Genomic DNA, 26,606 nt, shown 5'->3' with positions numbered 1-26,606 from the left:
AGTGAGGCCTTTCCACTTGGCGTCAGCTGACGTGGATGAGGCCCAGGACTGCCTTGACCAAGTCGGTGACCCGGCGTGGGCAGCAGCGGATCTTGCGGAGCACTCGCCAGGTCTTGAGCTGGGCGTTCGCGCGCTCGCCGGGGCCGCGTTGACGGGCGTGCGCGGTGTTCACGTCGCGCTGGTCACGGGAGAGCTTGCGGCGCTTGCCGGTCTCGGGGTCCTTCGGTCGCCGGCGCTGCGGGACCTCGAACCCGGACCCGCGGTAGCCGTTGTCCGCGATCACCTTCACGCGAGCGTAGGTCAGGGCGTCGAGGATGCCGTGGTCGCGCGCGGCGCCCATGTCGTGCCGAGCGCCCGGAAGTGCGGGTGAAGCCCACACCAACCTGCCGGCCGGTCCGCGATGACCTGCACGGTTTTCCCGTGGGCCTTGTGTCTCCCTGAGTAGTAGGGGCGGTCTCGTCTCGAGCCCATCCCGACCCGGTCGATCCGCAGCGGCGTCCCGTCGAGGATCACGAAGGCCTTCGCGGTGATCACGGCCACCGTCTTGGCCAGGGTCGGGCGAGCGCAGCGAGCAACTCGACGGCCTCGGTGATGTATGGAAAGGGCTCACTGACCCCGCGTTGTCGGTGTCTGGCACTTCAGGCCAAGGAAGCCGACGTGCGGCAAGAATCTGTCTGATGCCAAACGACCCTCGAATTTCCGCTTGGCCAGTGCCGTACCGATAGGGAGAGAGAAGGGGTGTTTCCCAGCTGATTTCTGTACTGTCGATTAGCTGGTCACGGTCGTGCTGACAATCCCGGCAGCCGAGTGCCGAAAGAAGTGCGGTGGTAGTCGTCATCTCGTCGGGATCCTGGATGCGAATGCAACCCGGCAATGCTGGCCCGCGCACAATTTCATCCATCAATTCATTGAACGTGTCAGATCGCCGGTCCGCCCATCGCGTCTGACGCGTCCTCCAGGTATCCTGTGATCTGTTGTGCAACTGACGCGACCGCCGGGCCCAACGATTCATGCACCAAATCCTCCGGCATTTGGTAAGCTGGCCCACCGATGTTGATGACAAAGGTCTCTCGTCCACGAATCGCTGCCGCGACACCGTGGATGTCTCGGCGCCACTCGCCGAGACTGGAGCAATATCCCCTGTCGGCGTACTCGGCAAGTGCCCGCTCAATTCCGCGCGCCGTTTGAGTCCACACCTCCGGATCGGATGACTCCTTCAGGAACGCGATCTTTTCGGCTCTCTCCCCCGGCGACAAGCTGGCTAGATAGGCGAGGCCCATCGCTGTCGTTGCGACAGGCATGCGTGAACCCGCGTACAGGCGGAGTCCGATCAGCGACTTGGCCTCGACCGCGTCTATGTACAGCATGTGGTCTCCGTCGCACAATCCGAGTCCGACGTTGAACCCCAACTCCCCGAGTTCTTCCATCTTCGGCCGCGCAATCTTGGGGATCGACATCCGGGACGTGGCGACCGCACCCAACTGCAGGGATCGCGGACCGAGCTCGTAAACCCGATGGCGCTGATCGAAGACCAAATATCCGCAACGCATCAGGGTGTACGTTAGGCGTGAAATGGTCGGCTTCGGCAGACCGGTGCGTTCAAGTAATTCCGCGTTCCCGAGTGAACGCCCGCCTGCCGAAAATGCCTCCAGGATCAAGAACGCCTTGGCCACGGTGACGCTGAACTGCGTGTCGTCCACGTCTCTGCCGCTGACGGCACTCCGTCGGCGGCCTTTCGCGGACGGCCGCTCGTCGGTCGTCATCTCTGTCACTGGGATCTTCCTTTACCGGGAACGGTGCCACGCAGTAGCGGTACCTGGCCTGTACGACACCCACTTCTCTTGGTGTCAGCGTTCATTTCGTGCTCTACTTCCTACAGGACATCGGGTCGGGAGCCGACCGTGAGTGGATTGGCCGCATCAATCCCCGGGACCCGCTCAGTAGGAACGAGATGTGTGCATAGATGCGCTGGACTTCGGTCGGCCCCCAGGAGGTGCTAGGTGGTGATCCACCAGGTGCCGGGCAACTGGAGGATCCTCGACATGGTGCCACCAGGCTACGTCTCATATGGGGTCGCCGGCCATGATGTGCTCGGAACCGAGGAGTTCGATATCGTCGCCCACCACCACAACGTTTGTGCAGAGGTGACCGCGCGCAAGCACCGGCTTGACCACAGCGGCTCAACGGCCCGCAGGGCAGGACGCGCCCCGCGCAAGAGGGTCGCGGGAACGACAAGCTGAAGCAAGTTCGGTGAAAGTAGGTGCCTCCGGGGAAGTGCAGGCGCCGCAGGCCGTTGGGGTTCTCGTTCGTGCCGCGCTGCCAGGGCTGGTGCCGGTCTGCGAAAGAGACCGCGACGCCGGTGCTGATGGTGAACCGGGCGGGCGGGGTGAACTCCTTGCCGTGGTCCCACGTCAGTGACCGCCGCAGCTGTTCGGGCAATCCGGTGGCCTGAATGGCGAGAGCATCGCACATGGCCTCAGCACCGTAGTCGCTCAGGGAGGGCTTAGATTCACCTCGACGATTAGGGCGCCATCCGAAGACTGTGCGTGCCCGGGCGGGTCGGAGGTGGCTGAGGTCGCGTCGCACTGTGCTCGCCTACTGAGAATGTCCGCCCGGGCTTGGCCGCCTTCGGGGGCGCGCCATCAGCTCGGCCTTACGCTGCGCGACCGAGGCCCGATACCCCAACTTCACGCAGCGGGCCGCGGTGCAGCTCGCGTGACACCGTCGAGGGGTGACGGCCCAGCTGCCGGGCGGTCTCCCGCACCCCGGCGCCCCGGGCCGTGAGCAGCGCTGCGATCTCACGTTCGTCGAACGAGAGGGTGCTGCCGGTGACCGGAGTGATCAGGAACTTCGCTATGCCGCCACGGGCGTGGAATCACCTCGACCCGACAGCGCCCGACACGCCGACAGCGGCGTCCTCACTGATCATCCCAACCGCGACCCTGTGCCAGAGCACCCGCTCCAGACCCCGGCGGATCGGCGGTGCCCGGAGACCACATCGCCGAACGCCCCGCCTGCGAGACCATCCACCCTGGCTGACGCCCCACCCCACACCTCCTAATCGAGTCTTGCGACGACCAGTTGAATCCGCCGCGGCGCGTTTGAGGAGCTCGTTCTCCAGCTCCAGACGACTCTTCTCCCGGCGCAGCTCGGTCAGCTCAGCGGGGTTGGCCCAAGCTCAGGCGGAGCCGTTCTCCGGTGTCGATCTCGTCTTGCCGCATCCAGTTGCGCAGGCACGACTTGCTGATCCCGAGACTCCAGGCGACCCCGGGCACCGGCCGCTCGCCGACACGGGCGTGCTCGGCCGCGCGCTGCCGGAATTCCGGCGGATGAGAAGCAGGCACAACGGCATCCTTCCCAGCCGGCTAGAACCGACTCGAGGTCGGAGTCCGCCCAACGGGGAAGGCCACACCAGAACGCTCAGCGACCCTGCCAGACGGGAGCGCGCTTCTCGACGAAAGCAGACGCACCCTCCTTGGCATCGACGCTGGCGAAGACGGACGGCTGAATAGCATCCTGCATCCGCCACACGTCATCAGCCGGCGCCCCCGCGGCAGCCCTCACCAACTGCTTGGTCGCCCGAACGCCGAGTGGGCCGTTCGCCGCAACGACCTCGGCCAGCAAGATCGCCTCCTCCAGTACCCGCTCAGGTCCGACCACACGATTGATAAGTCCGAGCTGGTAGGCGCGCTCGGCCTCGACGTAGTCACCGGTGAGCGTAAGCTCGAGAGCGATCGCCAAGGGAATACGACCACCGAGAAAGACACCCCCACCCGCCGCGAACAATGACCGCTTGACCTCGGGGAGACCGAACCGAGCTGTAGACGAGGCGACCACCATGTCGCAGGCCAAGAGGAGCTCGAAGCCACCCGCCACGGCGGTCGCATTGGCCGCACCGATCACTGGCGTACCCACCCCCTTGCGCACGAAACGCTGGTAGGCGGCCAGACCCCGCTCATCCTCCGGCGAGCGTGCGCCGTTTCGTCCTTCGGCGAAGCCACGCAGGTCCATTCCCGCGCAGAAGGCCCTGTCACCCGTAGCGGTCAGCACGATCGACCGAATTTCGCGATCGTCGTCCGCCTTCTCGATCTCCGTACCGAGACCAACAACAACATCGGTATTCAACGCGTTTCGCGCCTCTGGCCGGTTGATGCGCAGGATCTGCACCGAGCCGCGGCGTTCCACCTCAAGTTCCGCCATCTGTGTCTCCTCCATCGGTGTCGGGGTCGGACCGCACCCCGGTCTCCCGCTGTTGCAGCGCAACCCAGGTTTCGGCGGTCGGTCGCCATTCCGGCGACCAGCGGATCGGTCAGGGCGAGTACTGCGTGGGCACACCGTGCCGGGATCTGCGCACCAGGCCGACCGAGAAGCGGATATGCGACTCGCGCGTCGCGACAGCATCCACTGGCCGCGGGGCCCCTTCTCCTACCAGCAGAGCCGCCACGTCGACGACTCCTATGAGCTACCTGGGCCAGTGGCCCGAGGGCGTCGACCGAACGTGACACAGGACCTGGCAGCATCTGACATAGTATACTGCAAACCTTCCGGTTATTCTCTCGGTTCTGATACGTCCGACACGGCCGCTGCCATCGACTGGAACGCCTCAGCCAAGCCGGCCTCGTGCATCCAGTCGTCGGCGCATCGGGCCCCCGTTCTGCTCGAGGCCAACTTCCACGACAGCCCATCTCAGGCGGCTTCGCCAGCCGGACGGCGTGTCGCCGAGGCGGCCGTAGAGATCGTGCACACGATCAGCGGGGACGTTGCCCGTCGAACGGGTTGCGGATCTGGGCGATCGAAGAGGACGAACCGCACTCGGTCCTGGGCCCTGGTGGTCACCGGGTCATTCCCTCCCGGTTCGTCCGGGACTATTCCTGGCCGAGGACCCGGTTCGGCCACAACCGGGTGCCGGCCGAACCGCTCACAAGCTGCCCTCGGTCCGGGAGCGGAGCTGATTGATCCGCCGTGGGCGTCGATCCTCGACAGGTCGGTCGGTGGCGAGGTCCGGGTGCGGTCGAGCCGCGCCCGTCAGCGAACCGAGAATCCGGCGTCGAGCGGCAGTTGCACTCCGGTGATGAATGCCGCCTCGTCCGAGACCAGCCATGCGACGGCATTCGCGATGTCCTCGGCCTGCAGAATCTCGATGGGCAGCGCGTTCTTCATGGCCGAGATGGCGTTCCTACTCCCGGAGGCGGCTTCGGTCGTCAGCCTCTGCATGGGTTCGTTCATCGTCATGCCGGACACCACCCCAGTCGGGTGAATGGTGTTGACCCTGATCATCTTGGGAGCGAGGTCGTTCGCAAGGCACTGCATGTAGCCGACCAGTCCGCGCTTGGCGGCGGCATAGGCTTGGTTGCTGGCGAAAGGGGAACCGGTCCCTTTGAGACCGGCGGTGGAGCTGGTGATCACAATCGAGCCGCCGCGTCCTCCCTGTGTCAGTGCGTCGAGCGCCGCCCGCACGGTGTGGTAGACGCCGGTCAGGTTGGTGTCGATGACTTCCTTCCACTCTGCAAGGAAGTCCTGCTCGTCGCCCAGCCGGATGATGCCTGCGTTGGCGATGATGATGTCGACCCTGCCGAACTGGACGAACCCTTCGTCGAAGGCCGCCTTCAGCTCGGTGTAGTCCCGCACGTCCGCCTGTCTGGCGACGATTCGCCGGTCCAACGCCTCGACGAGCCGGACGGTCTCCTCCAGGTCCGCGGTGCTGGCGTTGGGGTAGTTCATGTGCGGGTAGTCCCTACAGACGTCGACACCGATGATGTCAGCGCCCTCGCGTGCCAGCCGGACCGCGTGGGCTCTGCCCTGCCCGCGCGCCACTCCGGTGATGAAGGCAACTCGGCCGTCGAGCGAACCCAAGGTAAATGTCCTTTCGTGATGCCCGCCCACTTCAGCGGGTATTCCCCTCGATGATGTCGAGCAGCACGGCAGGGGTCAGCGGTTGCGCGGTCAGTCTGGCTCCGAACGGGCGCAATGCGTCGCGCACGGCGTTGATCAGCGCCGGCGGCGACACGATGGCGCCGCCCTCACCAACAGGCTTGAACCCGCCGGGTGTGGTGGACGGCGTGACGACGTGCCCGTACACAATCTCCGGTACGTCGGCCGCAGTCGGGAGCAAGTAGTCCATGAACGTGGTAGTCAGTGGGTTACCCGTGGAGTCGTAGACGAAGTGCTCGTAGAAGACGCCACCGATGCCCTGCACGACCCCACCCGCGATCTGGCCCTCGACGACCATGGGGTTGATCATGTTCCCGCAGTCCTCGCTCACCGCGTAGCGGAGCACGCGGACCTGTCCTGTTCCCGGATCCACCTCGACCACGGCAGCGTGCGCGGCGTTCGAGAACATGAACGTCGGGGCCTTGATGCGGTGCGCGGCCTCGAGACCGGGTTCGAGGTCCGGGGGGAACGCCGCGTGTCCGGCGTAGGCCATCGCCGCGACCTGCGCCATCGGCAGCGCCACCGCTGGGGCGCCCTTCACCCTGACAACACCCAGGTCGAGCTCGAGATCCTCTGGATCCGCCTCGAGCGCGACAGCGGCCACCCGCAGCACCTTGCGCCGCAGCTTCTCCCCCGCCAGACGAGCCGCGCCCCCGAACACCGCTGCGGTGCGGCTGCCGCCGGTTCCCGATCCGAAGGGGGAGGCCGCGGTGTCGTTCTGGACGACCCGGACGTCCTCGTAGTCCACTCCCAGCGAGTCGGCGACCACCTGCGCGACGGTCGTCTCCACGCTCTGGCCGTGACTGCCGCTCCCCGTCGAGGCGAGGACCTTGCCGTCGTAGTCGATCCGGAGCGAGACCTGCTCCGCGCCGAGGACGCCGAAACCCGGCGATCCCTCGATGTAGGCGGCCAGTCCGATCCCCAGGAGCCGTCCGTCGGCCCGAGCCGCCGCCTGCTCGGCCCGGAACCCCTCGTAGTCGATCAGCTCGGCGACCTGGTCGAGCGTCTCGCGCGGGGTGACGGTCTCGTAGACCATGCCGGAGCTCGTGGTGAAGGGCAACCGATCCGAAGTGATCATGTTGTGTCTCCGGAACTCGAGCGGGTCGATACCCAGCTCGACCGCCACGATGTCCATCATCTGCTCGCGCGCCACCGTCTCCATCATCCAGGGCCCGCGGTACGCACACTTCCCGTTCGTGTTCGAGTACGTCGCCACGCCGCTGAAGAAGTACTGGCCGATGTCGTACGGACCGGGCAGGTAGGCCGCAGCCAGCTTCGCGTTGGAGCCCACTCCGGGCGTCGGGAAAGCGCCCACGTCTTCGACGTGGTGCGCCTTTATCCCGAGGATTCGGCCGGTCTCGTCAGTGGCGACCTGCAACCGCATGTCCTCGGTTCGGGCGTGACCTCCCGCCACCAGGTTCTCGTTCCGGTCCTCGATCCAGCGGACGGCGCACTCCTCCCGGTAGGCTGCGGCGACGACACAGTGGTCCTCGGTGGACATATACATCTTCTGCCCGAAACCACCACCGACATCCTCGGCCGACGCGTGCACCTGGGTCTCGTCGATACCCAACAGGCGGGCTGTCGAGGCGCGCACCTCGTGCGCGCCCTGCGTGGCAGCAACGATTTCCATGCGGCCACGGTAGGGATCCCAGCGAGCGAGGATGCCGCGGGCCTCCATCGGCACGCAGAGGTAGCGATGCTGATGGAAGGTCTCGTCGAAGACGTGCGGCGCGGTGCCGAGCACATCGTCCAGCGCCGCGTTGCCCATCGGCATTCCGCGGTCAGGCGAGGGGACCTGGGCCGCCACGTTGGTGCCCAGCTCCGGATGGACGAGCCCGACCTCACCCTCGACCTTCCAGCGATCCAGGTGGTCGGCGATCACCGGTGGCTGCTCCTCGACATCCAGCTCGATGAGCTCGAGGGCGTCCTCGGCGACGTACCGCGACGTCGCGAGGACCATCGCGATCGGTTCGCCCACCCACCGGACGTCCTCGGCGGCCAGAAGGCGCCGTGGAGGCTGGGGTGCGTCCGGTCCCACCGCTGTCTGCCACCAGGACCGCACCAGGGGATTGAGCTCGGCGGCGGTCAGGACCACGCGCACGCCGTCGAGGGCGCGGGCCGCCTCCACATCGAGGCCTACGATCCGGCCGCGGGCGACCGGGCTCCGCAGGAACGCGACGTGCCAGGTGTCCGGCCAGACCACATCCTCGACGAATCGGCCGTGCCCGGTCACCAGCCGGCTGTCCTCCCGTCGGGTGAGCGGCCGACCTACGAAACGCCCTGCGACACCGTGGGCCGCTTCCGCACCGATGGTGCTCACGGCGCGACCGGAACCGACGGCGGCCGAATGTCCGACGCAGGTGGCTCCGCGCCCGGCGGCAGCCCCGTCCGCTGGCGAACCACCTGACGCACCGCGGCGATAATCCCCTGGTAGCCGGTGCAGCGGCACAGGTTTCCGCTCAGCGCGGACCTGATCTCTGCGTCGGTCGGTCTGGGGTTCTCTGCGAGAAAGGCCCGGACCGTGATCACGAACCCCGGTGTGCAGAAGCCACACTGGAGGCCATGGCAGTCACGAAAGGCGGCCTGGACGTCGGACAGCTCCCCTCCGCCGGGGGCGACCCCCTCGATCGTGGTGACCTCGGCACCGTCCGCCTGCACCCCGAACATCAGGCAGGACCGGACCGCGTCGCCGTCCACCAGAACGGTGCAGGCCCCACACACACCGTGCTCGCACCCGAGGTGGGTACCGGTCAGCTCGCAGTCCTCCCGAAGGACGTCTGCCAGCACCTTCCTGGGTTCCACCGACGCGGTGCGCTTGCGACCGTTGACAACGATCTCGATCCGGTGCTCATTCATGAGGTTGTCTCCTGACGGGCCGTGTCCAGGGCTGCGTCGAGCGCCTCGGCCACGAGCCGGGCGGCGACGCGCGTCCGATAGGCCGTTGAGGCATGGACATCGTTCGGCGGATCGAGCCGTTGCGCGAGGGTCTCACCGAAATCGGTCGGGTCGACCGCCAGGAAGTCGGCGCCTAGCAGCTCACCCTCCAACTGTCGGAAGCGCATCGGGGTGGCGCCGACACCGAAGAGCGCCAGAGCCGCGCGGGAGATCCGGTCGTCGGCCAAGGTCACCCCCGCAATGACCCCAACGGTGGCGAAGTCGCCCTCGCGGCGGGCCATCTCCCGGACAGCGAAACCGCTGCCGGGACACCACACGGGGAAGGCGACCGCGGTGAGGATCTCGTCCTCAGCGAGTGTGGTGCTCATCGGGCCGTCGTACAGGTCTGCCGCCTCAATGATGCGTGGTCCGGCTGGGCCGATCACGGTGATCGTGGCATCCGTCGCCAAGGCCACGGCCGGGTACTCCGCAGCAGGGTCGCCGTGGGCGACCGAACCGCCGAGTGTTCCGCGGTTCCGAATCTGTGGGTGCCCGATCAGGCGCGTCGCCTCCCGGAGGACAGGGATGGCGGCGCGCAGCGTCGGGTCGCGCTCGATGGTGGCCTGCCGGGTCATGGCCCCGATGACCATCGTCGAGCCCTCCCTACGGACATAGTCCAGCTCTCCGACCCGGTTGAGATCGACCAGGGCCTCGTACCGGGCCAGCCGCAGGGCGAGCACCGGTACCAGGCTCTGACCACCAGCGAGGACCTTCGCCTCCTCGCCGTGCGAGGCGAGGCAGTCCACCGCTTCCGACACAGTGGTGGGCGCCTCGTAGGCGAACGGAGCAGGCTTCACTCGACTCTCCCGCCATTGCTCGACGACGACCTCGTCGTCGGGTTCGGGTCCTGACCGCCGCGTCCTCGTCCGTCAGGACCTTGCTGCAGCATCGACGCCGCGAGGCCATGCCCCCCTGGCTCGGTGCCATCCATACACACATCCTGCCATTTCGATTGCCTTACCGGAACGGTATCGACAAATGAGCTCGGTGCTGGTGACACCTCGCCCAGGAGGACAGAGGTCGCCCACCGGTCCGGCGTCGAACCTGCGGTGGCCCGACAACGGCCCACCCGTCTCATCGACGGTGGGGCGCACAGCACAGGCTGTTGACCGGCCCGGAGCAGTCATGTACTCACCGCAACGACGCGTTGCAGGCCGCGACGCAGATGTCGCGGTTGTCGGCGCACGCCAACCCGCACAGCCGTTGTGCAGACGACCAGCAGGATCGGCGGGAGCCGCACAGCGCCGCGCGCTCCGGCATGCGTGCGTGCTGGCCCTGGCAATTCATGGGGATCGGTAGTTGATCTGGCTTCCATGATCGTCTCGAGTTTCCAGGTCGGGCCTGCGGGATCGCAGGTGCGGCGTCCGCCTCGGGTGATCCGGGCGGCGACGTACAGTAGCCGGTAGCGCAGCGTCTTTGGTTCGGCCTTGGCGAGAAGCCCGTCGAGGACGAGGTGTTGAGAGTCCAGGAAAGCAGGTCGACCGCGAGCATGACAGCCACGCCTTGTTGATCGCGAAAGTCCGGGACGGGAGGTGGTTGAGCCCGGTGTCCTTGGCGGTGCGGATGCGGTCCTCGACGCGGGCGTGGGCGCGGTGTCGGGCATCGAGGAACGCGAGCTGCCGGGCTGCGGTGTCGGTGGCGAAGCAGGTGTGGCGCCAGCCGTCGCGGGTCACCATCAGGTCGAGCTGCACGCCCGGGTGTGGGCGTTCGCGGCGGGCGATCACCCGGGTTCCGGCCGGGTGGCCGTCGAGCGAGGCGGTGGGCAGCAGCCCGGTGAGCTCGGCCAGTCCGGCGCCGTCGCGGTGGCCGCCGTCGGCGTCGGCCGCATCGGCCCAGACCTTGCGCGGGACTGCGGCGATGGCGGCGCGTTCGCGCTCGGTGATGGCCCATCCGACGGAGAACTCGCATCTCACCGCCCTGTCGCGTTGGTCGCGGACGTGGGTCAGGATCGCTTTCGTGTAGCCGGCGGTGTCGGCTCGGACCAAGACCTTGCGTCCGTGGCGGTGCTGGTCGGGGATCTGAGCCAGCGCCTGGTCGAGCACCGTGATGTGGTCCGCGGCGGTGTTCGCGCCGGCGTTGCCGCGGCGCAGCATCCCGGCGAGGAACTCGGAGGTGTTGTCGCAGAACGCCATCAGCGGGTGGTAGCCGAAGGTCCGCTTGAACGTCGGCGCCGCCTGCTCCTTCTCCGAGTGGCAGATCACGATCGAGGCGTCCAGGTCGAGGACCAGCACGTCCAGGTCCTGGCCGGCCACGCGCGCGGGCGGGAACGGGCGGCCGTGGCGTTCGGCGTGCTGGTCCCAGACCACCTCGCGAGGCCTCGCCCGCGCCGCCGCCACCGGGCGAGTGCGGTGTCGTCGAGGCGGTCGAGTAGCCGCCAGCACGTCGACTCCGACGCCACCGCCCCGAACAACTCGCCCTGGTCGCGCAGCACATCGATCTCGGATATCGTCGCCGTCGCCGTCGCCGTCGCCGTCGCCGTCGCCGTCGCCGTCGGCCAGGTCCACCAGGATCCGGCCTGGATCATGTCGAGCTCCCGGCCGCATCGCGCCCAGGACCTGCGACGACCCGCCGGTCAGGGTGGTGCGGTCCGCGACGTCGGCAGTCGGGACCCGGCGTGCGACACGACCCCAGCCCCGTCGGCGGTCACGATGATCTTCGGGCTGATGGTTGTGGCCTGCACTCGGAAAGTGCCTCCTCGACCGCGGTGAACAGAGCCCTCAGCAAGCCCTGTCCTACCTGGTCACGAGGCACTTCTTCTTTCGGGGGTCACCTACCGTCGCCATGAGGATCTCAACCCAAGTACTTCTCGCGCACTCGTCGGCGCAGCAGCTTCCCGTTGGGGAGACGAGGCAGCTCGGTGGTGAATACGAACGACCGCGGACACTTGAATCCCGCAAGGCGCCCACGGCAGTGGGCCGTCAGCTCGTCGATGAGCTCCGACCCCGCCTTCATTTCTGGAATCAACTGAACGACGGCTCGCACCGACTGGCCCATCTCGGGATCGGGTACTCCTATGACCGCGACATCCGCGACGGCCGGATGCATCACCAACGCGTCCTCAATCTCGGCAGGGTAGATATTGACCCCGCCAGAGATGATCAGATCGGTCCGTCTGTCCGCCAGATAGAGGTAGCCCTGTTCGTCGAGTCTTCCCATGTCGCCGAGTGTGGACCAACCACGGTGATCATATGCTCGCTCAGTCTTGTCGGGGTCATTGAAATAGGCGAAGCGACGCCCTCCGGAGAAGTAGACACTGCCGACCTCGCCTCGCGGCAACACGTTGCCGTCCTCGTCGACGATGTGGACTTGACCCATCACCGCCCGCCCGACAGAGCCAGGATGGTCGAGCCAGTCCTGCGAGGAGATCGCGGTCATTCCGGCACCTTCACTGCCCGAATAGTACTCCCACAGCTTCGGCCCGAACCACTCGATCATCGCCCGCTTCACGTCTGCCGGACAAGGCGCGGCTGCATGCACGACGACCCGAAGGCTGGTGATGCCCGCCTCACTGCGCACGTCCTCGGGCAGTTTCAGCATTCGCACGAAATGGGTGGGCACAAACTGTGCGTGGGTGACCCGAAATCGCTCTATTGCTCGAATGCACGCCATCGGCTCAAATCGCTCGAGCAGCACCACTGTTCCGCCGTTCCGGATCACACCAAGTGACCAACCTGCAGGCGCCGCGTGGTGGAGCGGGGCAGGACAAAGATAGATCGAATCCGCGTCGAAACCAAATTCAGACGCCATCGCGTGATCAATTCGCAGACCGGATCCGAACGGAGGGAAATCATGGTCCGGCAGGATTCCCTTGGGGAGTCCGGTAGTCCCGGACGAGTAGAAGAAGTAGGTGCCTTCCACCTCGTCGACCCGTTCTTCACACACCGCGGTCTCGAGCAGGCGATCGAGCGCCAGAAACCTACCTATTCCGGCGGGGCCGGTAACGAAGGCAACCTCGATCGCAGGTGACTCATCAGCTATTTGTTCGGCCAAGGCGGCCACCTGCGGCGAGGCGAAGAGGGCGCGGGCGCCGCAGTCGCGCACGACGTACCCAGCTTCGCCAGGAGTCAGATGCCAGTTGACCGGGGTCCAGTACACGCCAGCCCGCTGCGCGCCGAACGCGATGGTAAAGAACTCCGGGACGTTGCCGGTGAGCACGGCGACGTGCTCACGTGGGCCGATGTCGTGGGCGCGGAGGAGCTGGGCGACCGCGCGGCTTCCCCTGTCCAGGTCGCCATAGCTGAGAGTGCGACCGTCGGGCATCACGACAGCCGGCTTGGCAGGCTGACGGGCAGCGATCTCGCTCAGGTGCATCACCCACTCCCCGAGCTACTGAGGGCCCGAGCGAGGAGCGGCACCTCAGCGAGCGCCCGCAGGACGTCGTTCAGGTGGGTACAGCCCGCGGTACCGCGAAGACGGTCGAGCACGGTCTGCCGCAGTGCTGTCGCCGGAGTACCGACGATCCGGTCGACGGTCAGCACCGCCAACGGGCATTCCAGATAGGGCAGCACACGAGGGTCGGCAACGACGGCGGCGATGTTCCCGGTCGCCCGCTCGATACGCGCCTCGACGCGATACTCGTGGACCGCGATTCGCCCACCCTGAGGACGGATAGCGCTGTCCTGGAAGAAGGCGTCCACTAGGACGTCCTCGCCCGCCAGCCACAGATCCATCCTTCGCGCGCGTCGTGCGGACACCACGGGACGATCAGCAGGGAGCTCATGCCAACCGGACGGATCGTCGGGCCGGGGCAGAGGAGCGACCGCACGCATTCGATGGGCAGCACGCCCCGTGCCGTCCGCGTTCAGGGCACGCGAACCGGGCTGGAAACCCGTACAGATCCCCTCCATGCGACGAGCCGTCCGCTCATTGTCACCCGGAGGGCGCATCCAGTCCTCCGTCCACTCGGAGAACGCGAAGCCGGCGACGAGGCTCGCGCCCGCAAGGTCGTCGACGAGGAGGTGCAGCGGGGTACCGGCCGCAACCTCGGCAGGCATTGCGGTGGCGAGCGCGTCCCGCAGCCTCCCGCCCCCACGGGCGCCCACCAGATCACCGATCCGGGCGACGCCAGGACGCTCGGCATCTGTCGCGATCTTCTCGATCGTGCGGTCCGGCGCGAGACTCGCCCTCAGCGTGTCGTCGGCAAGCACCTCACCGCGGCCGTCCCGGCGGGTGTGCAGGTCGCGCGCCCGGGCAACCACGACAGTGGGCCCGCCCCGCCCGTCCGGCCATGTGCTGTCGACCGACAAAGTACGACGCACCGAATCGGGTCGGCGGAGGGGAGTCGCCTCGGCCGGCCCATGCACGTACGGTGCCCCGGTAAGATCAACCGGCTCTGTCTCTCCCGCCACGAGGGCCAACCTCCGTCTCGGCGCGGCAATGACGTCTGTTGACCGCCCGCGCCTGTGGATTCAGGAGCAGACTACTCCGATGGCACCGATACGGAAGATCTACGAGGGTAGCTCTCGATGAGAGTAGAACCGGATACGATAAGTGGTACAGTATGGCCGCTTCACATCGCCCGAGCGCATCGGCACGAGGTACAGCGCGGCCGCCAACCCCACAGGAATCGACTCGCGAGCAACGCGGCCGGCCGATGAAACCCCACCGCCGTCTCGACGAACAGCGTCACGCCAGTTCTTCGAGCCACGCACGCAGCTCCTTCTTGACCACCTTGCCCATCGCATTGCGCGGCAGCTCGGAGACCAACCGAACCTCGGCCGGCACCTTGTAGCGAGCCAGCCGCTCCCCGCAGAACGCTCGTAGTACGTCCTCCGTCAGCGCCACACCGGCATGTGGTCGCACCACTGCCACGACGATCTCCCCCAGCCGCTCATCGGCACGTCCGAGCACGGCGGCCTCGGCCACATCAGGGTGGCGGCAGAGCGTCTGCTCGACCTCCGCCGGATACACGTTGGCCCCACCACGCACGATCAGATCGTTGCGCCTCCCCACGACCACGAGCGATCCGTCAGCCTCGATCCGGCCCTGATCCCCGGTACGCAGCTCGCCGTCACCGGTGAGGACCTGCCTGGTTGCGTCCGGCCGGTTCCAGTAACCGAGCATCGGCCGGAAGACGTCAGCGAATGGCCCTTCACGACGAGGTCCGACCCGGATCTCCCCCTCCATCCCGCTGGGCAACTCGACCCCGTCCGGATCGGTGATCCTCAGCAGAACGTGTCGGAGTGCGTGGCCCGCGCTGCCGTCGGGCCGGTGTTCTCGAGTCTCCATCGTCACCGACGTCGGCACCTCGGTCAGCCCGTAGCTGGTGCTGAATGAGTGTCCGAAACGGGCACGGTAACGCTCGTTCAGACCGGGCGGTGCTGCTGCCCCGCCGACCCTGAGTTCGGCGAGGGAGGCGAGGTCCTCAGCCATGACGTCCGGCCGAGTCAAGAGATCGTACGCCGAGGTGGGAGGAACGGATACCCGGTCCACACCGTGCCTGCGGACGCCTTCAGCCAGACCCAGGACATCGATCCGGCTCAACACCACGCATGTCGCGCCGGCGAGGAACGACGCGACCGGCCCCAGGATCTGCAGGTTGAGAATCGTCAGTGGCAGGGCGACGCCTTGCCTCGATTCGGCCGGGATCGTGTCATCGAGCAGGAGAATCAAGCCGGGCAGCAGAATGTTGTGCTGGCTGTGCACCGCGCCTTTCGGTGTGCCAGTCGTGCCGCTCGTGTAGGCAATCGCCGCGGGCGCGTACGGGTCGATCATGCCTTCCGGGCGCGTATCCGGCGCAGCTGCTACCTGTGCCCGCCAGCGCTCGTCGAGAGGCACCGTGCGCCAGCCTGCAGTAATCGGCCGACCGGGTTCGGTGATCACTATCGTCGGGTCGCTGTCCTCCAGGATCGCCTCGACCTCTGGCGGCCTGAGGCTGGCGTTGATCCCGACCCAGACCAGGCCCAACCGCATTGCAGCCAGGAACCCGACGACGACGTCGGCAGAGTTCGGCAGGCTCATCGCGATCCGGTCGCCACTCCGGAGTCCCTTCGCACGAAGAACCCGCGCAACCCGGTTGACCTGCCGGTCGAGCTCGGCATAGCTCATCGCCCCTGCATCGTCCACCAGGGCGAGCCTGTCCGGCGCGGAGGCCAGTACGGGATCGAGTACGTCAGCGACCGTCCCTGGCCCCCCGGTTGGCGCCTTCGGCGCCCAGCGGACGAGGCCGTGCTCGTCGAAGGGAGGCAGGGTGGCCTCGCTCATCCGATCCCCCCGAGGAGGTGGAGCGCGGCCTGGAGCGGCAGCGTCCCCTCAGAGGCCAGGGCGGCGAGGGGAGCCCTTCTTTTCACAATCCTGCACTTCACGCTCTCGACGGCCAGCATGTCATTCAACGCTGCCTCCAACACGGCCTGCTGTCACAGTTGCGGTCGTCACCACGGGAGCAGACGATTTCCATCAGTCATCTTTCGTCCGAAGCGACTGGCGGTGTGCAACGTCCCTGGCGAGTCGGAAATGCGTGGGGCCGTCGCCTCATCTACCCGGCCGCGGAACACACCTCACGCCACTCGTCCGGCGGACCGCGCCGGGACCCCGCGGAGCGAGCACTCAGCGAGGCAGGCCCAGGAGTCGCTCGGCAACGATGTTTCGCTGAATCTCAGACGTACCGGCGTAGATCGACTCCGCGCGGGTCTCCAGTTCCAGGTTCAACCAGTATTCTGCATCCTCGCCGGTCTCCATCGCGACTTCGTATCCCAGGTCGGCGAGACTCTGGTGGGTAGTGCTCCACAGCAGCTTCGCGACCGAAGCGAGAGCTCCGAGGTCCTCGCCGGCCTCGGCAGTCGAGGTGATCTTGTAGGAGATGTTGCGGATTCCTGTGATATGGGCGGAGAGAGAGACAAGACGGGCGCGCCACTCGGGCTTGGCCGGATCAGAGCGCGCGATCAGAGCGGACAGCCGACGCAGCTCCGCCTCGTACTGGCGGAACCGGCTCAACTGACCGTAAGAGCGTTCAGTGTTCAGAACGGTGAGCGCGACACGCCATCCCTCATCCACAGCTCCGACGACATGTCGTTTCTCCACTCGGACGTCGGTCAGGAACATCTCGTTGAACTCTGATGCCCCGGTCGTCTGCACCATCGGCCGAACGTCCACGCCGGGCTGCCGCATGTCGAACAGCACGAAGGCGAGGTTCCTGTGCCGGGGGGCATCAGGCTGGCTGCGAACCAGGGCGTAACACCAATCGGCATGATTGGCGAGCGTGGTCCACGTCTTGTTCCCGTTGACGACATAATGGTCGCCGCGGTCGCTGAGGCTCGCGCGCACGCTGGCCAGATCCGATCCGGAGTCCGGCTCGGAGAAGCCCTGACACCAGATCGTCTCAGCACGGGGAATCGGAGGGAGGAACTCGTCGAGCTGCTCAGGGGTCCCGTGGGTCATCAGCGTCGGTCCGAGCAGGTTGACGCCGAACCTCGACGGAGACTTGGCCGAAGGAATACCCGCGAGTGCCCGCTCCTCGTCGAGGATCGCGCTGATCGCCGGCGATCCGCCTTGGCCGCCGAACTGCTCCGGCCACGTGTAACCCAGGTAGCCGCCTCGGGACAGAACCCGGTCCGCCTCCAGGCGGCCCGCAAACGTGCTTGCGTGCCGTAGATCCTGCGGCAACTCTTCGGACAGGAACTTGCGGAGCCCCTTCCGGAAATCGACCTCGGCCGAACTCTCGATCATGTCCATGTCAGTGGCTTCCCTCCGTCAACGCGGCCAGGACCCGGTTGTTCGCAATCTCGCCGGACAGGAACCTCGCCCCACTGACCAGAGCCGTCTTCAAGTACAGATGGGCCGGATGCTCCCAGGTGATGGCGATTCCCCCGAAGTACTGAGTCATGCTCCTCGCCGCCGCCTCCGAAGCAGATCTGGCTTCGATCTGCGCGATGGACACCGATGCCTGATCGGTGTCCATCGCTGCGTACATGACGGCGTTCCACGCGACCTCGAGCGCGACTGCGACATCCGCGAGGCCGTGCTTGATCGCCTGGAAGCGGCCGATCGGTCCACCGAACTGATCACGACGGAGCACGTGCGCCACCGTCTCCGCCAACGCATGTTCCCCGAGCCCGACGAGGCTTGCTGCATGCACCGTCCGCGCCATCAGCAGCAGAGCCTCACGGTCGGGTCCACCGATCTCCGCGACGAAGTCCGGCTCGACGTCGGCCGCCAGCCGCACCGCTCCGGCGCCGAGCGCGAGGGATCCGAACGGCTCGAACGTCCAGGCGTGAGCGGGCCAGCGTTGGATCTCGCCACTCCGGGTGACGAGGTAGGCGGACATCCCGGGCTCGACACCCATACAGACGGACGTCGCCCCGGCCGAGCTGCCGGTGATGTCCTCGGTGCGCGCGTCGGCCACCAAGAATCCAGGCCGCCCGACAAGCTCGGCCGATCCGCGCTTGTCCGATGCCGAGTCCAGGAGGAGCGACAGGAGGACAGCATTGTTGACAAAGCCGTCACCCGCGAGGCTCCGCCCAGCCTCCCGCCCGATGATCGTCAGCGCCGACAGGCCAGCCGGAGCGTCGATGTCCGAGTCCGCGAGCCCAGCGTCGAGCCATCCGTCCTCACCGAGCAGCGTCCACCCTGCGTCCCCCGTCTCCGGACGCGTCCAACGCTCCGGGCTGAGGCGGCCAGAGAACGCGGCGCGGGCAGCCCGTGCCACATCCGTGTCCAGCTCGTCGAGTCGAAAGTCCATCTCACACTCCGGTCCATGCAGGGGGGCGCTTCTCGAGGAAGGCAGCCGCTGCCTCCTTGGCGTCAGCGCTACGTCCCAACGCAACGGAGTAGGACTGTTCGAGCGCGTAGCCGTCAAGGACCGACAGCTCCTCGATCGCGTTCAAGGCCTCCTTCGCCGTCCGGAGCGCGAGGGGACTCTTCGTCGCGATCTCCTCGGCCAGCTCGAGCGCGCGATGAAGTTCCTCGCCCTGCTCCACGACGTCGTTGAGGAGGCCGAAGCGATGAGAGTCATGGGCCGTCAGCGGCCTGCCGGTGAAGTACATCTGGCGAAGAACTCCCTGCGGCAGGAGCCGCATATAGTGGCGGGCCCCCCCGCAGCGAACAATATTGACTTCTGGGAGATGGAATGTGGTCCGCGCTGATCCGATGCGGAGATCGCAGCACGCCGCCAACACGGCCCCTCCCCCGATAGCGGGACCGTTCACCACAGCGATCGTCGGCTTGTTCAGGTTCATCAGAGTGTCATACGCGGAACGCGCAAAATGCTGTCGCCGCTCGTCGGCGTCACGGTCACCCGCGTCGACCACAGTGCGCAGCTCCTTGATGTCCGCTCCCGCGGAGAAGATTCCGTCGTGACCCGATCTCAGCAGAACTACACATATGTCGGCTCTGCGAGAAAGGTCGCCCAAGCTCTCGATGAGTTCCTCGTAAAATGCAACGTTCAACGCATTTACCGGCGGGCGATCCAGTACGAGATGTGCGATCCGGCCGTCGACCTCAACCCGACAGCTGCTATCAGTCGTCACGTGCTGACCACCTCACCCGCGCTCGACGGCAGCACCGGGGGGCGCCGCGGTGACACCGCTTCCAGGACCGTCACCACACATGCGGCCTCCTCGATCCCGTGGAAGCCTCCCCCGTTCTCGGCAAGGGCCATTCGAGCGTGGTCTACCTGCCGGTTGCCCGCCTCGCCCCTGAGCTGGGTGACGAGCTCGTGAATCTGACCGAGACCCGTCGCCGCCACCGGATGGCCCTTCGACAGCAGTCCGCCCGACACATTGACCGGTAGACGCCCGCCAAGGGCGGTCTGTCCGGTGACTGCGAGCCGCCCGCCCTCACCATAGGCAGCGAAGCCGCAGTTCTCGCTCTGGAGGATCTCGGCGAACGCAGTCGCATCGTGGAGCTCGGCGACGTCGATGTCCTCTGGTCCGGCTCCTGCCATCTCGTAAGCGCGGTCGGCGGCACGTCTGGTGAGGTGTGCTTCGACATCCTCTGGCTGCCGAGGGCTGCCGGTGCTCGCACCGATGCCTCGGACGTGAACGGCGCGACGGGACAGAGCGAGTGATTCCATGACGCGGCTCGAGACGAGGACTGCAGCAGCCGCGCCGTCGCTCATGGGGGCGCACATCGACCGCGTCAGGGGCCACGCGATCGACTTGTCGCCGAGGACCTCCTCGATGCTGTAAGGCACCTGGTACTGCGCATTCGGATTGAACCGGGAGTGCGAATGGTTCTTCGCAGCGACGGCCGCGATCTCACGCTGAGTGGTGCCGAAGGTGGCCATGTGGAAGCGCGCCATGGCGGCGTAGATGTCCATGAACACAGACCTCTCCCCGACCTCCTCACCGTCCGGGGCGGGGATCTTGTCACCGAGGGCAAGGAGTGCAGCCATGTGCGAGTCCGCCAGCTCGACGTCCCAACTGCCCTGGAAAGCTGCGAACATCTCCGCACGCCGCTCCGGAAAGACCATCTTCTCGGCGCCGACCACCAGGACGATGTCGTGGAGGCCTGCCTTCACCGCCGTGAAGGCCTGGTACAGCGCGCTGCTCGAGCTCGCACAGGCGCTGTCCGTGTTGAAGATCGGTATGGACTCGAAGCCACAGGCGCGGAGGGCGACCTGACCACGGATGCCGTGTTGACCTTCGAACACTCCCTGCCGGGTGTTGCTGAACCAGGCGGCCTGAACCTGGCTCATCGACAACCCGGCGTCGTCGAGCGCGCCGGACACCGCGGCCGCCGTCAACGACTTGACAGTCTCAGTCGGATGCTTCCGGAACGGTGTCATCCCGACGCCGACGATGCAGACGTCGCTCATGCGGTCTCCTGACCCTCGCCACGTGCGTTTCGGAGAAGTGCACGGCTGGGGCTGTCAGAGGCGACGTCCACATGCGCGGCGATCTCCTGGGCGGCCCGTGCGACGGCGGGGCCCAGCGACCCGATGATGTCCTCCGCCTGCATCTTGTATGCCGGGCCACCGATGTTCAGAACGAACGTCTCACGACCGCGGATCGGAGCCGCGACACCATTGATATCAGAGTGCCACTCACCCATGCTCGCACAATAGCCCAGCTCGTCGAACTGCACAAAGCTCTCAACGAGTTTTCGCTCAACCAAATCCCAACGAGCAGGATCGACGCTTTCCTTCAACGATGCGATCATACCCCGACGCGCCTGCTCGGGCAGCGCACAGAGGTATGCGCGCCCCATCGCTGTTGTCAGTACCGGCATACGTGAACCCGCGTAAAGGCGAAGACCGACGAGCGCTTTCCCTTCAACCGCGTCAAGGTACAACATCTGATTACCGTCACAAAGACCGAGTCCGACATTGAAGCCCAGTTCTCCGAGCTCCTCCATTTTCGGGCGCGCGATCCTGGGAACGGAGATGCGTGAAGTGGCGATCGCTCCGAGCTGAAGAGAGCGGGGACCGAGCTCATAGTTCCGGTGGCGTAGATCAAAAACAAGATAGCCACAACGCGTCAGTGTGTATGTCAGACGCGATACAGTTGGCTTCGGCAGACCGGTCCGCTCCACGAGCTCCGCGTTGCCGAGCGGCCGGCCGCCAGGAGAGAATGCCTCGAGAATAGACAGAGCTTTGGCCACGGTGACGCTGAACTGAGTCGCATCGACATCGCCGTTTTCGGTGGAGCCTTGACGTCTCCCCCGCGACGCGCCCCGTGGTTCAGAAAGGTTGCTCACCGTTGGTCCTCTCGACCAGACTGCGATACACTCGCAGTGACGTCGTTCGAATAGTCCTTGTCGGCGCATGCCCTCCACCCCGCCACGTCGTCTGACAGTTCGGAAACGAGGAACTCGAGACGATCGGCCGAGCGTGGATCGTCCCTTTCGATGCCGGAGAGCAACGACAGCTCACAGGCTATCCGATTGATGCGGAAGCGACGCGCGGGCGACGAGCCTACCGAGGACATCGGTCCGTACCCCTTGAGAAGGCTCGCCAGTGAGGCGCCCGGCTCGCAGGACTGCCACCACGCGAGGTCCCAGAGCGGATCGCCGATCATCGCGTGTTCGAAATCGACAAGGCCTACCGAACCGGACGGCAGCACGACGACGTTCGCAGGGCGAAAGTCTCCGTGCACCAGAGCCGACTCATGCGTCGTCGTGTCTGCGTCGTCGACAGCCTCCAGTGCCCGAGCGAGCAAGCCGGCCGGGACGCTCAGCTCCAAGTCCTCAAGGACCTCGCGAGGCGGTCTCAAGAAGTCGGACCAGGTTGGAGTGCCTTGGGCAGCGTTCGGGCGAAGTGGCCCCCATCCGGACTTCGTCGAGGCGTGGAGGAGGCGCAGTTGGGCTCCTAGCTCTACCACCACAGCATCGACGGCCGCACGGGATTCCACCAGTAGGAACTCTTCCAGGGACGGCCCGAGCAGCGCTGAGAGGACCAGTACCGAGCGAGGTCCGGTTGTCGCCTGTCCGAGGACATCGGGAACCAGGAGCCCAGCGGCCCTCGCCAGCCGCAACCCTTCTCCTTCGGCCGCCATCGCGTCGGCGTCGGAATACACTTTCAGGTAGCAACGCCGATCGCCTGCCGAGAGCTCGAACAGTCGACGAGATACTGTCGGCGCCTCAACCACCCACTGACGGCGTCCGGCGATCTGCTCCACCGCAGCGCTCAGCTCAGGTTCGAGTCCGAGTATCACCCGGTGGGTCCCGCCGCGTCCGGGTCAGCGATGGACTCACCACACAGTCCGCAGAAGGAATGCTCCACTGCGAGGCCGGCGGCCCCGCAACTCTGGCATTTCTTGGCGAGGGCCCCGTGCGGCGCCGTGCTGACCCGACCGGTGTCGACACCGCGATAGGACGGGCCCGTGTCGGCGGGACGGCCGGCGGCGAACGAACGAAAACCCTCAGACGACTCGATCGAGGGAAAGTGCAATTGGAGCCATTCACGATTCTGAGTCATCTCTCTGATGCCGCGCTCCTTTGCTGCATTTAGCGAGACCCGGGTGTAGCGAACAGCATCAGGGAATCCTTGGGTAATCATCTCGGCCCAGCGCAGGACCTCATCGTCCAGGTCGGCGTAGTCGACCACGGCGTTGAAGGCACCCCACTGATACGCCGTAGCCGCGTCGACTCGTCGTCCCGCCACCATGAGCTCTCGGGCCCGCTTGTCCCCAATCGTCAACGGCCACCATTGATTGGGTCCGAGCCCAGAAACGCTGCCCACCCTGGTGCCGACCTGCTGGATAAAACAGTCACGTGAGGCAACCGATATATCCGCCGCCAGATGGAATACGTTCGACCCACCGGCGACGAATCCGTTGACGCGCGCAATAACCGGGACTGGACAATGGATCAGCTCAAGGGCGACGCGCTCGATGGTCCGCTGATAGTTTCGGAACTCATTCATGTTGGTGTCGTAGTTGCTGCCCGCGTACTCGACAACGTCGCCGCCGGCAGAGAAGAATCGACGCCCCGCGCCCGTCACGACAAGGGCCTTCACACCGCGCTGTGCGCCGACGTTGGTTATTGCGTCATACATCTCGTCAAGTGTTTGCCTGCGGAACGAGTTACCCCGAGACTCACGGTCGATAGTAATGATGGCCAAGGCGCCATCCTGCTCATACCGGATGTCCTCGTACTTGCTGAGGATCGCTCGACTCATCGCGCTTCCCTATTCATCATCATCGGCCGCCGCCCGAGCCACGGAGATTGCTGATACCGGACAGTTGGCTGCAGCATTCTCGTAGTCTTCCCAGGCCCCGTCGTGGTCGTCCTTGACCCTTCCCAGTCCCTCGTCGCCCGTGGTGAAGATGCGCGGAGCGACCAGCACGCACGTCTGCGAGCCGATACATGTCGCTCGATCGAGCACGACGTTCGGCCTGTCTCGACTCATGACGTGAACTCCACGGGCACGCTGAGCGGAGTTCTCGCGATAACCTTTGGATCGTACTCGATTCGGTCAGTGAGCAGCCGCACGCTGCGGTACCGATCGAGGATCAAATTGAGCGCTTCCTGCGTCTCGAGGCGCGCGAGTGGCGCTCCCAGACAATAATGGATGCCCTGACCGAACGTAAGCTGCGCCGAAGCATCGCGGCCCACATCAAAGAAATCCGGATCATTAAACTTGCGCGGGTCTCGGTTGGCGCCAGCAACCGAGATCAGCACACGGTCACCCTTCGCGACAGTGACCGCGCCAATCTGGACCTCATCAACCGCCACTCGCAGGAGGCTCTTGACGGGCCCGTCAAAGCGCAGAGTCTCCTCAACCGTCCCGCGCACGAGGCTTCTGTCCTCTTTCAGCCTCCGGTACTGCTCAGGGTTGCGAGCGAGCGCGATCACACAGTTGGCGAGGAGATTCTGAGTCGTCTCGTGACCTGCGACGAGGAGGAGGATCGCACCGCCGAGCAACTCATCGACGGTCAGCTGGTGCGACTCGGTCTCGGCTGTGATCAATTCCGTCAGCAGGTCGTTATCCCGCGGATTTCGTCTACGATCTTCGACGATCGGCCTCAGGTACTCGCGGAACTCGAGCATCGCGGTCTGAGCGCGCTGCCGCCGGTCACCCGATCCAAGGCTGCCCTGCGCGACCTCGACGATGTCCTTCGACCACTCGGAGACCAACCACAGGTCTTCCTGGTGGACACCAACCATCGACGAGATCACCCACGCCGGAAGGGGAAAGGCGAACTCCTCGATCAGATTGACCTCGTGCCTGCCCTCACCGGCCGGCAGCAGAGTCGAGGCCATCCGTTGGACAGCCGGCCGGATCGCCTCGACCACTCGCGGTGTGAAGGCGCCTCGCATCAGACCTCGGAGCCGTGCGTGGTCTGGCGGGTCCTTGAATACGATCCACGTCCTGAGCACATCGAACAGCGGACGCCACTTGGTCTGCTCCCGCTCACTGAGCCGGTTCTCGAAGTAGGGACTTACGGTATCCGCCGCGAAGTTTGGACTCTTGAGCACCGCAAGACAGTCAGCGTGCCTGGTGACCACCCAAGCACGAAATGCTTTATTCCAATGCACAGGGCTAGTCTCTCGCAGATGAGAGAAATAGCTGTGCGGATCCTCGACGACGTGCTCGGCAAGAAGGTCATCGCTCAGGACTGTGACGGGCGCACTCCCGCCATCGAACCTCTCTTCTGAATTCGGCGTCATCGTAACCCTCCGGAAACTCGAATAGTCTCGCCGGTGACATGGTCGCTCTCCGGGGCGAGCAGATATGCCATCGCCCCCGCAACATCGGACGGTTTGCCGACGGCCCGGAGGGGCGCGCGCATCTCGTATTCCATGAGCTGCCGGTGATCGAAGCTCTCTCGCATCATCGGACTCAACGTCGTGCCCGGGGAGACCGCGTTCACCCGAACACCCAGCGGACCGAGCGTCCGAGCTAAGGACGTGGTCATCCCGAGCACAGCTGATTTCGCCGTATCGTACGCCGTGTTCCCCATCTGATCGTGGTTCCCATAGGCGGCCATCGATGCCACATTGACCACCTTTCCGTACGCTACGCGCTCAAAGACCGGGACGGCCCTCCTGATCGCGACGAATGCGGTCTCGACATTCAAGGTGAAGTATTTCCGCCACGTGACGAGATCAAATGCGCCGATCGCGAGGTCGAAGCTCTCCGCACTGAAGCCGGGAATACCCCCCGCCACGTTGGCGAGCCCGTCGAGACCGCCGAAGAGCTCGGCAGCGGCGTCCACAGCGCCCTCAACCTCGGACTCCACCCCGAGGTCCGCCCGCCGCGTGACGACATGCCCCCCCCACTTTGCGGCCCACGTCTCGGCAAGGCCGTCGAGGCGTCGAGCACTGATGTCCACCGCCATGATCCGCGCACCTGCACCGGCCAAGACGTCCACGAGTGCGGAACCGATTCCGCCTGCAGCGGCGGTCACAAGGTACCGGCGCCCACTCAGCGACGTCGTAAACTGCTGACTCACCGGATCTCACCCGCCTCGTCCGTGATGCGCTTGCCGTCGAAGTCGTAGTCGAAGACGCCGTGGCCGACCTTACGCCCTAGCCTTCCTGCTTCGACGAGATTGACGAGGAGAGGTGAAGGCAGGAAACGGTCTCCCAGGCTGTCACGTAGTCGATTGAGCACACTGAGCCGCGTGTCGAGACCAACGAGGTCCACCAGTTCGAACGGCCCCATCGGGTGGTTGAGGCCGAGCCGAAGCGCCTCGTCGATGTCCGCTGCCGATGCGACGCCCTCGCTCAGCATGCGAAAGGCCTCGTTACCGATCAGTGCATTCACCCGGCTCGTCACGAAGCCAGCGCTGTCCTTAACATGGACGACCGTCTTGCCCATGAGCTGGCCCAGAATCTCGGACTTCTTGACCGTAGCGCTGGATGTCTGGGTCGCGCGCACAACCTCGACCAGAGCCATTCGAGGAACCGGGTTGAAAAAGTGCATCCCGATCACACGATCGGGATGTATGGCTGCGGCGGCAATTCGTGTGATGCTTAAGGCCGAAGTGTTCGTGGCGACGAACCCGTCACTGCTCAGCAGCTTCGAAGCGCGCGAGACGATGTCGCATTTCAGCTCGAGTACCTCGGGCGCCGCTTCGATGAGCACAGCCTTCCCGTCGGCAGCAGCTTCCAGAGAGCTGGTCCACTCGATGCGAGAAGTTATCTCCGTGGCCTCCGAGTCCGTCAGGCGGGAGCGCCGCAGCAAAGTGTCGAGTTCGGTGTGCAGAGCCCCCCGTGCGCGGTCGATGGCTGCCCCGTCGGGTTCCACCACGGTGACCCCGACGCCCCTGACGGCGAGCACGTGTGCGATTCCACGACCCATGATTCCGCCGCCGACGACGGCCACGTGATCGATCGGATAAGTCTCAAGCACTCTT

23 protein-coding genes and 1 pseudogene are annotated in these 26,606 nt (G+C 65.7%); 1 reads left to right on the top strand and 23 read right to left on the bottom strand.

Translation table 11 applies throughout. The features are described 5' to 3' along the window. Positions 1–22 precede the first annotated feature (22 nt). A complete protein-coding gene (locus BLS43_RS31430; protein ID WP_245707880.1) occupies positions 23–340 on the bottom strand; it encodes a transposase family protein in 318 nt (105 codons plus the stop codon). Positions 341–917: 577 nt separating this feature from the next. Beyond that, entirely contained in the window at positions 918–1,763 is an 846-nt protein-coding gene (locus BLS43_RS27660) for an IclR family transcriptional regulator (protein ID WP_143030267.1), read from the bottom strand. 237 nt (positions 1,764–2,000) lie between these two features. On the opposite strand from BLS43_RS27660, the gene BLS43_RS29710 reads away from it, so the two are divergent. Then, complete coding sequence (locus BLS43_RS29710; protein WP_143030266.1) at positions 2,001–2,240, top strand: hypothetical protein; 240 nt, start codon at positions 2,001–2,003, stop codon at positions 2,238–2,240. Between the two features lie 413 nt (positions 2,241–2,653). Here BLS43_RS29710 and BLS43_RS32225 read toward each other — a convergent pair whose 3' ends face one another. The 21 genes and pseudogenes from BLS43_RS32225 to BLS43_RS27555 form a co-directional block, all read right to left on the bottom strand. Continuing rightward, positions 2,654–2,788, bottom strand: coding sequence for a helix-turn-helix domain-containing protein (locus BLS43_RS32225; protein ID WP_425438584.1), 135 nt, complete (start codon positions 2,786–2,788; stop codon positions 2,654–2,656). Positions 2,789–3,420: 632 nt separating this feature from the next. Beyond that, positions 3,421–4,200 (bottom strand): enoyl-CoA hydratase-related protein, encoded by a 780-nt coding sequence (locus tag BLS43_RS27650; RefSeq protein ID WP_218130037.1) that lies wholly within the window; start codon positions 4,198–4,200, stop codon positions 3,421–3,423. Positions 4,201–5,025: 825 nt separating this feature from the next. Next, positions 5,026–5,853: a mycofactocin-coupled SDR family oxidoreductase gene (locus BLS43_RS27645; protein WP_093089653.1), complete on the bottom strand. Its 828-nt coding sequence runs from the start codon at positions 5,851–5,853 to the stop codon at positions 5,026–5,028. Positions 5,854–5,884: 31 nt separating this feature from the next. Beyond that, a complete protein-coding gene (locus BLS43_RS27640; RefSeq protein WP_176921602.1) occupies positions 5,885–8,254 on the bottom strand; it encodes a xanthine dehydrogenase family protein molybdopterin-binding subunit in 2,370 nt (789 codons plus the stop codon). Continuing rightward, complete coding sequence (locus BLS43_RS27635) at positions 8,251–8,790, bottom strand: (2Fe-2S)-binding protein (RefSeq protein WP_093089645.1); 540 nt, start codon at positions 8,788–8,790, stop codon at positions 8,251–8,253. Before BLS43_RS27635 ends, BLS43_RS27640 begins: the two co-directional genes overlap by 4 nt. Then, on the bottom strand, positions 8,787–9,665 hold the full coding sequence (locus BLS43_RS27630) for an FAD binding domain-containing protein (RefSeq protein WP_093089644.1): 879 nt from the start codon (positions 9,663–9,665) through the stop codon (positions 8,787–8,789). The genes BLS43_RS27635 and BLS43_RS27630 overlap by 4 nt, the downstream gene beginning before the upstream one ends. A 556-nt stretch (positions 9,666–10,221) precedes the next feature. Then, positions 10,222–11,548: pseudogene (locus BLS43_RS27625) on the bottom strand (IS1380 family transposase); the annotation flags it as partial. Between the two features lie 110 nt (positions 11,549–11,658). Continuing rightward, positions 11,659–13,179, bottom strand: a complete 1,521-nt coding sequence (locus BLS43_RS27620) for an AMP-binding protein (protein ID WP_093089642.1) — start codon at positions 13,177–13,179, stop codon at positions 11,659–11,661. Then, positions 13,179–14,015, bottom strand: a complete 837-nt coding sequence (locus BLS43_RS27615; RefSeq protein ID WP_218130036.1) for a DUF2889 domain-containing protein — start codon at positions 14,013–14,015, stop codon at positions 13,179–13,181. Before BLS43_RS27615 ends, BLS43_RS27620 begins: the two co-directional genes overlap by 1 nt. Before the next feature lie 478 nt (positions 14,016–14,493). Next, positions 14,494–16,071, bottom strand: coding sequence for a class I adenylate-forming enzyme family protein (locus tag BLS43_RS27610; protein ID WP_093089640.1), 1,578 nt, complete (start codon positions 16,069–16,071; stop codon positions 14,494–14,496). Between the two features lie 342 nt (positions 16,072–16,413). Next, complete coding sequence (locus BLS43_RS27605) at positions 16,414–17,538, bottom strand: acyl-CoA dehydrogenase family protein (RefSeq protein ID WP_093089639.1); 1,125 nt, start codon at positions 17,536–17,538, stop codon at positions 16,414–16,416. A gap of 1 nt (position 17,539) precedes the next feature. Continuing rightward, positions 17,540–18,544, bottom strand: coding sequence for an acyl-CoA dehydrogenase family protein (locus BLS43_RS27600; RefSeq protein WP_093089638.1), 1,005 nt, complete (start codon positions 18,542–18,544; stop codon positions 17,540–17,542). 1 nt (position 18,545) lies between these two features. Next, complete coding sequence (locus tag BLS43_RS27595; protein ID WP_093089637.1) at positions 18,546–19,331, bottom strand: enoyl-CoA hydratase-related protein; 786 nt, start codon at positions 19,329–19,331, stop codon at positions 18,546–18,548. Then, positions 19,328–20,620 carry a thiolase family protein gene (locus tag BLS43_RS27590; protein WP_093089636.1) on the bottom strand — a complete coding sequence of 431 codons (1,293 nt, stop codon included), beginning with the start codon at positions 20,618–20,620 and terminating at the stop codon, positions 19,328–19,330. Before BLS43_RS27590 ends, BLS43_RS27595 begins: the two co-directional genes overlap by 4 nt. Beyond that, a complete protein-coding gene (locus tag BLS43_RS27585) occupies positions 20,617–21,501 on the bottom strand; it encodes an IclR family transcriptional regulator (RefSeq protein WP_176921600.1) in 885 nt (294 codons plus the stop codon). The genes BLS43_RS27590 and BLS43_RS27585 overlap by 4 nt, the downstream gene beginning before the upstream one ends. Then, a complete protein-coding gene (locus tag BLS43_RS27580; RefSeq protein WP_176921599.1) occupies positions 21,498–22,421 on the bottom strand; it encodes a phosphotransferase family protein in 924 nt (307 codons plus the stop codon). The genes BLS43_RS27585 and BLS43_RS27580 overlap by 4 nt, the downstream gene beginning before the upstream one ends. Positions 22,422–22,453: 32 nt before the next feature. Then, complete coding sequence (locus BLS43_RS27575; RefSeq protein ID WP_093089633.1) at positions 22,454–23,422, bottom strand: enoyl-CoA hydratase/isomerase family protein; 969 nt, start codon at positions 23,420–23,422, stop codon at positions 22,454–22,456. 9 nt (positions 23,423–23,431) lie between these two features. Beyond that, positions 23,432–23,653, bottom strand: a complete 222-nt coding sequence (locus BLS43_RS32220) for a ferredoxin (protein ID WP_093089632.1) — start codon at positions 23,651–23,653, stop codon at positions 23,432–23,434. After that, positions 23,650–24,723, bottom strand: coding sequence for a cytochrome P450 (locus BLS43_RS27565; protein ID WP_176921598.1), 1,074 nt, complete (start codon positions 24,721–24,723; stop codon positions 23,650–23,652). The genes BLS43_RS32220 and BLS43_RS27565 overlap by 4 nt, the downstream gene beginning before the upstream one ends. Positions 24,724–24,911: 188 nt before the next feature. Further along, the gene (locus BLS43_RS27560) at positions 24,912–25,655 is read right to left on the bottom strand and encodes an SDR family NAD(P)-dependent oxidoreductase (protein ID WP_281245878.1); all 744 of its coding nucleotides are present in this window, start codon (positions 25,653–25,655) and stop codon (positions 24,912–24,914) included. A 41-nt stretch (positions 25,656–25,696) separates the two neighbouring features. Next, positions 25,697–26,575 (bottom strand): 3-hydroxyacyl-CoA dehydrogenase family protein, encoded by an 879-nt coding sequence (locus tag BLS43_RS27555; protein WP_143030264.1) that lies wholly within the window; start codon positions 26,573–26,575, stop codon positions 25,697–25,699. Positions 26,576–26,606: the final 31 nt, after the last annotated feature.

The organism is Pseudonocardia oroxyli, assembly GCF_900102195.1.
Classification (GTDB): domain Bacteria; phylum Actinomycetota; class Actinomycetes; order Mycobacteriales; family Pseudonocardiaceae; genus Pseudonocardia; species Pseudonocardia oroxyli.
Note: the sequence above shows the minus strand (reverse complement) of the source record. Positions and strands in the feature narration are given on the sequence as shown.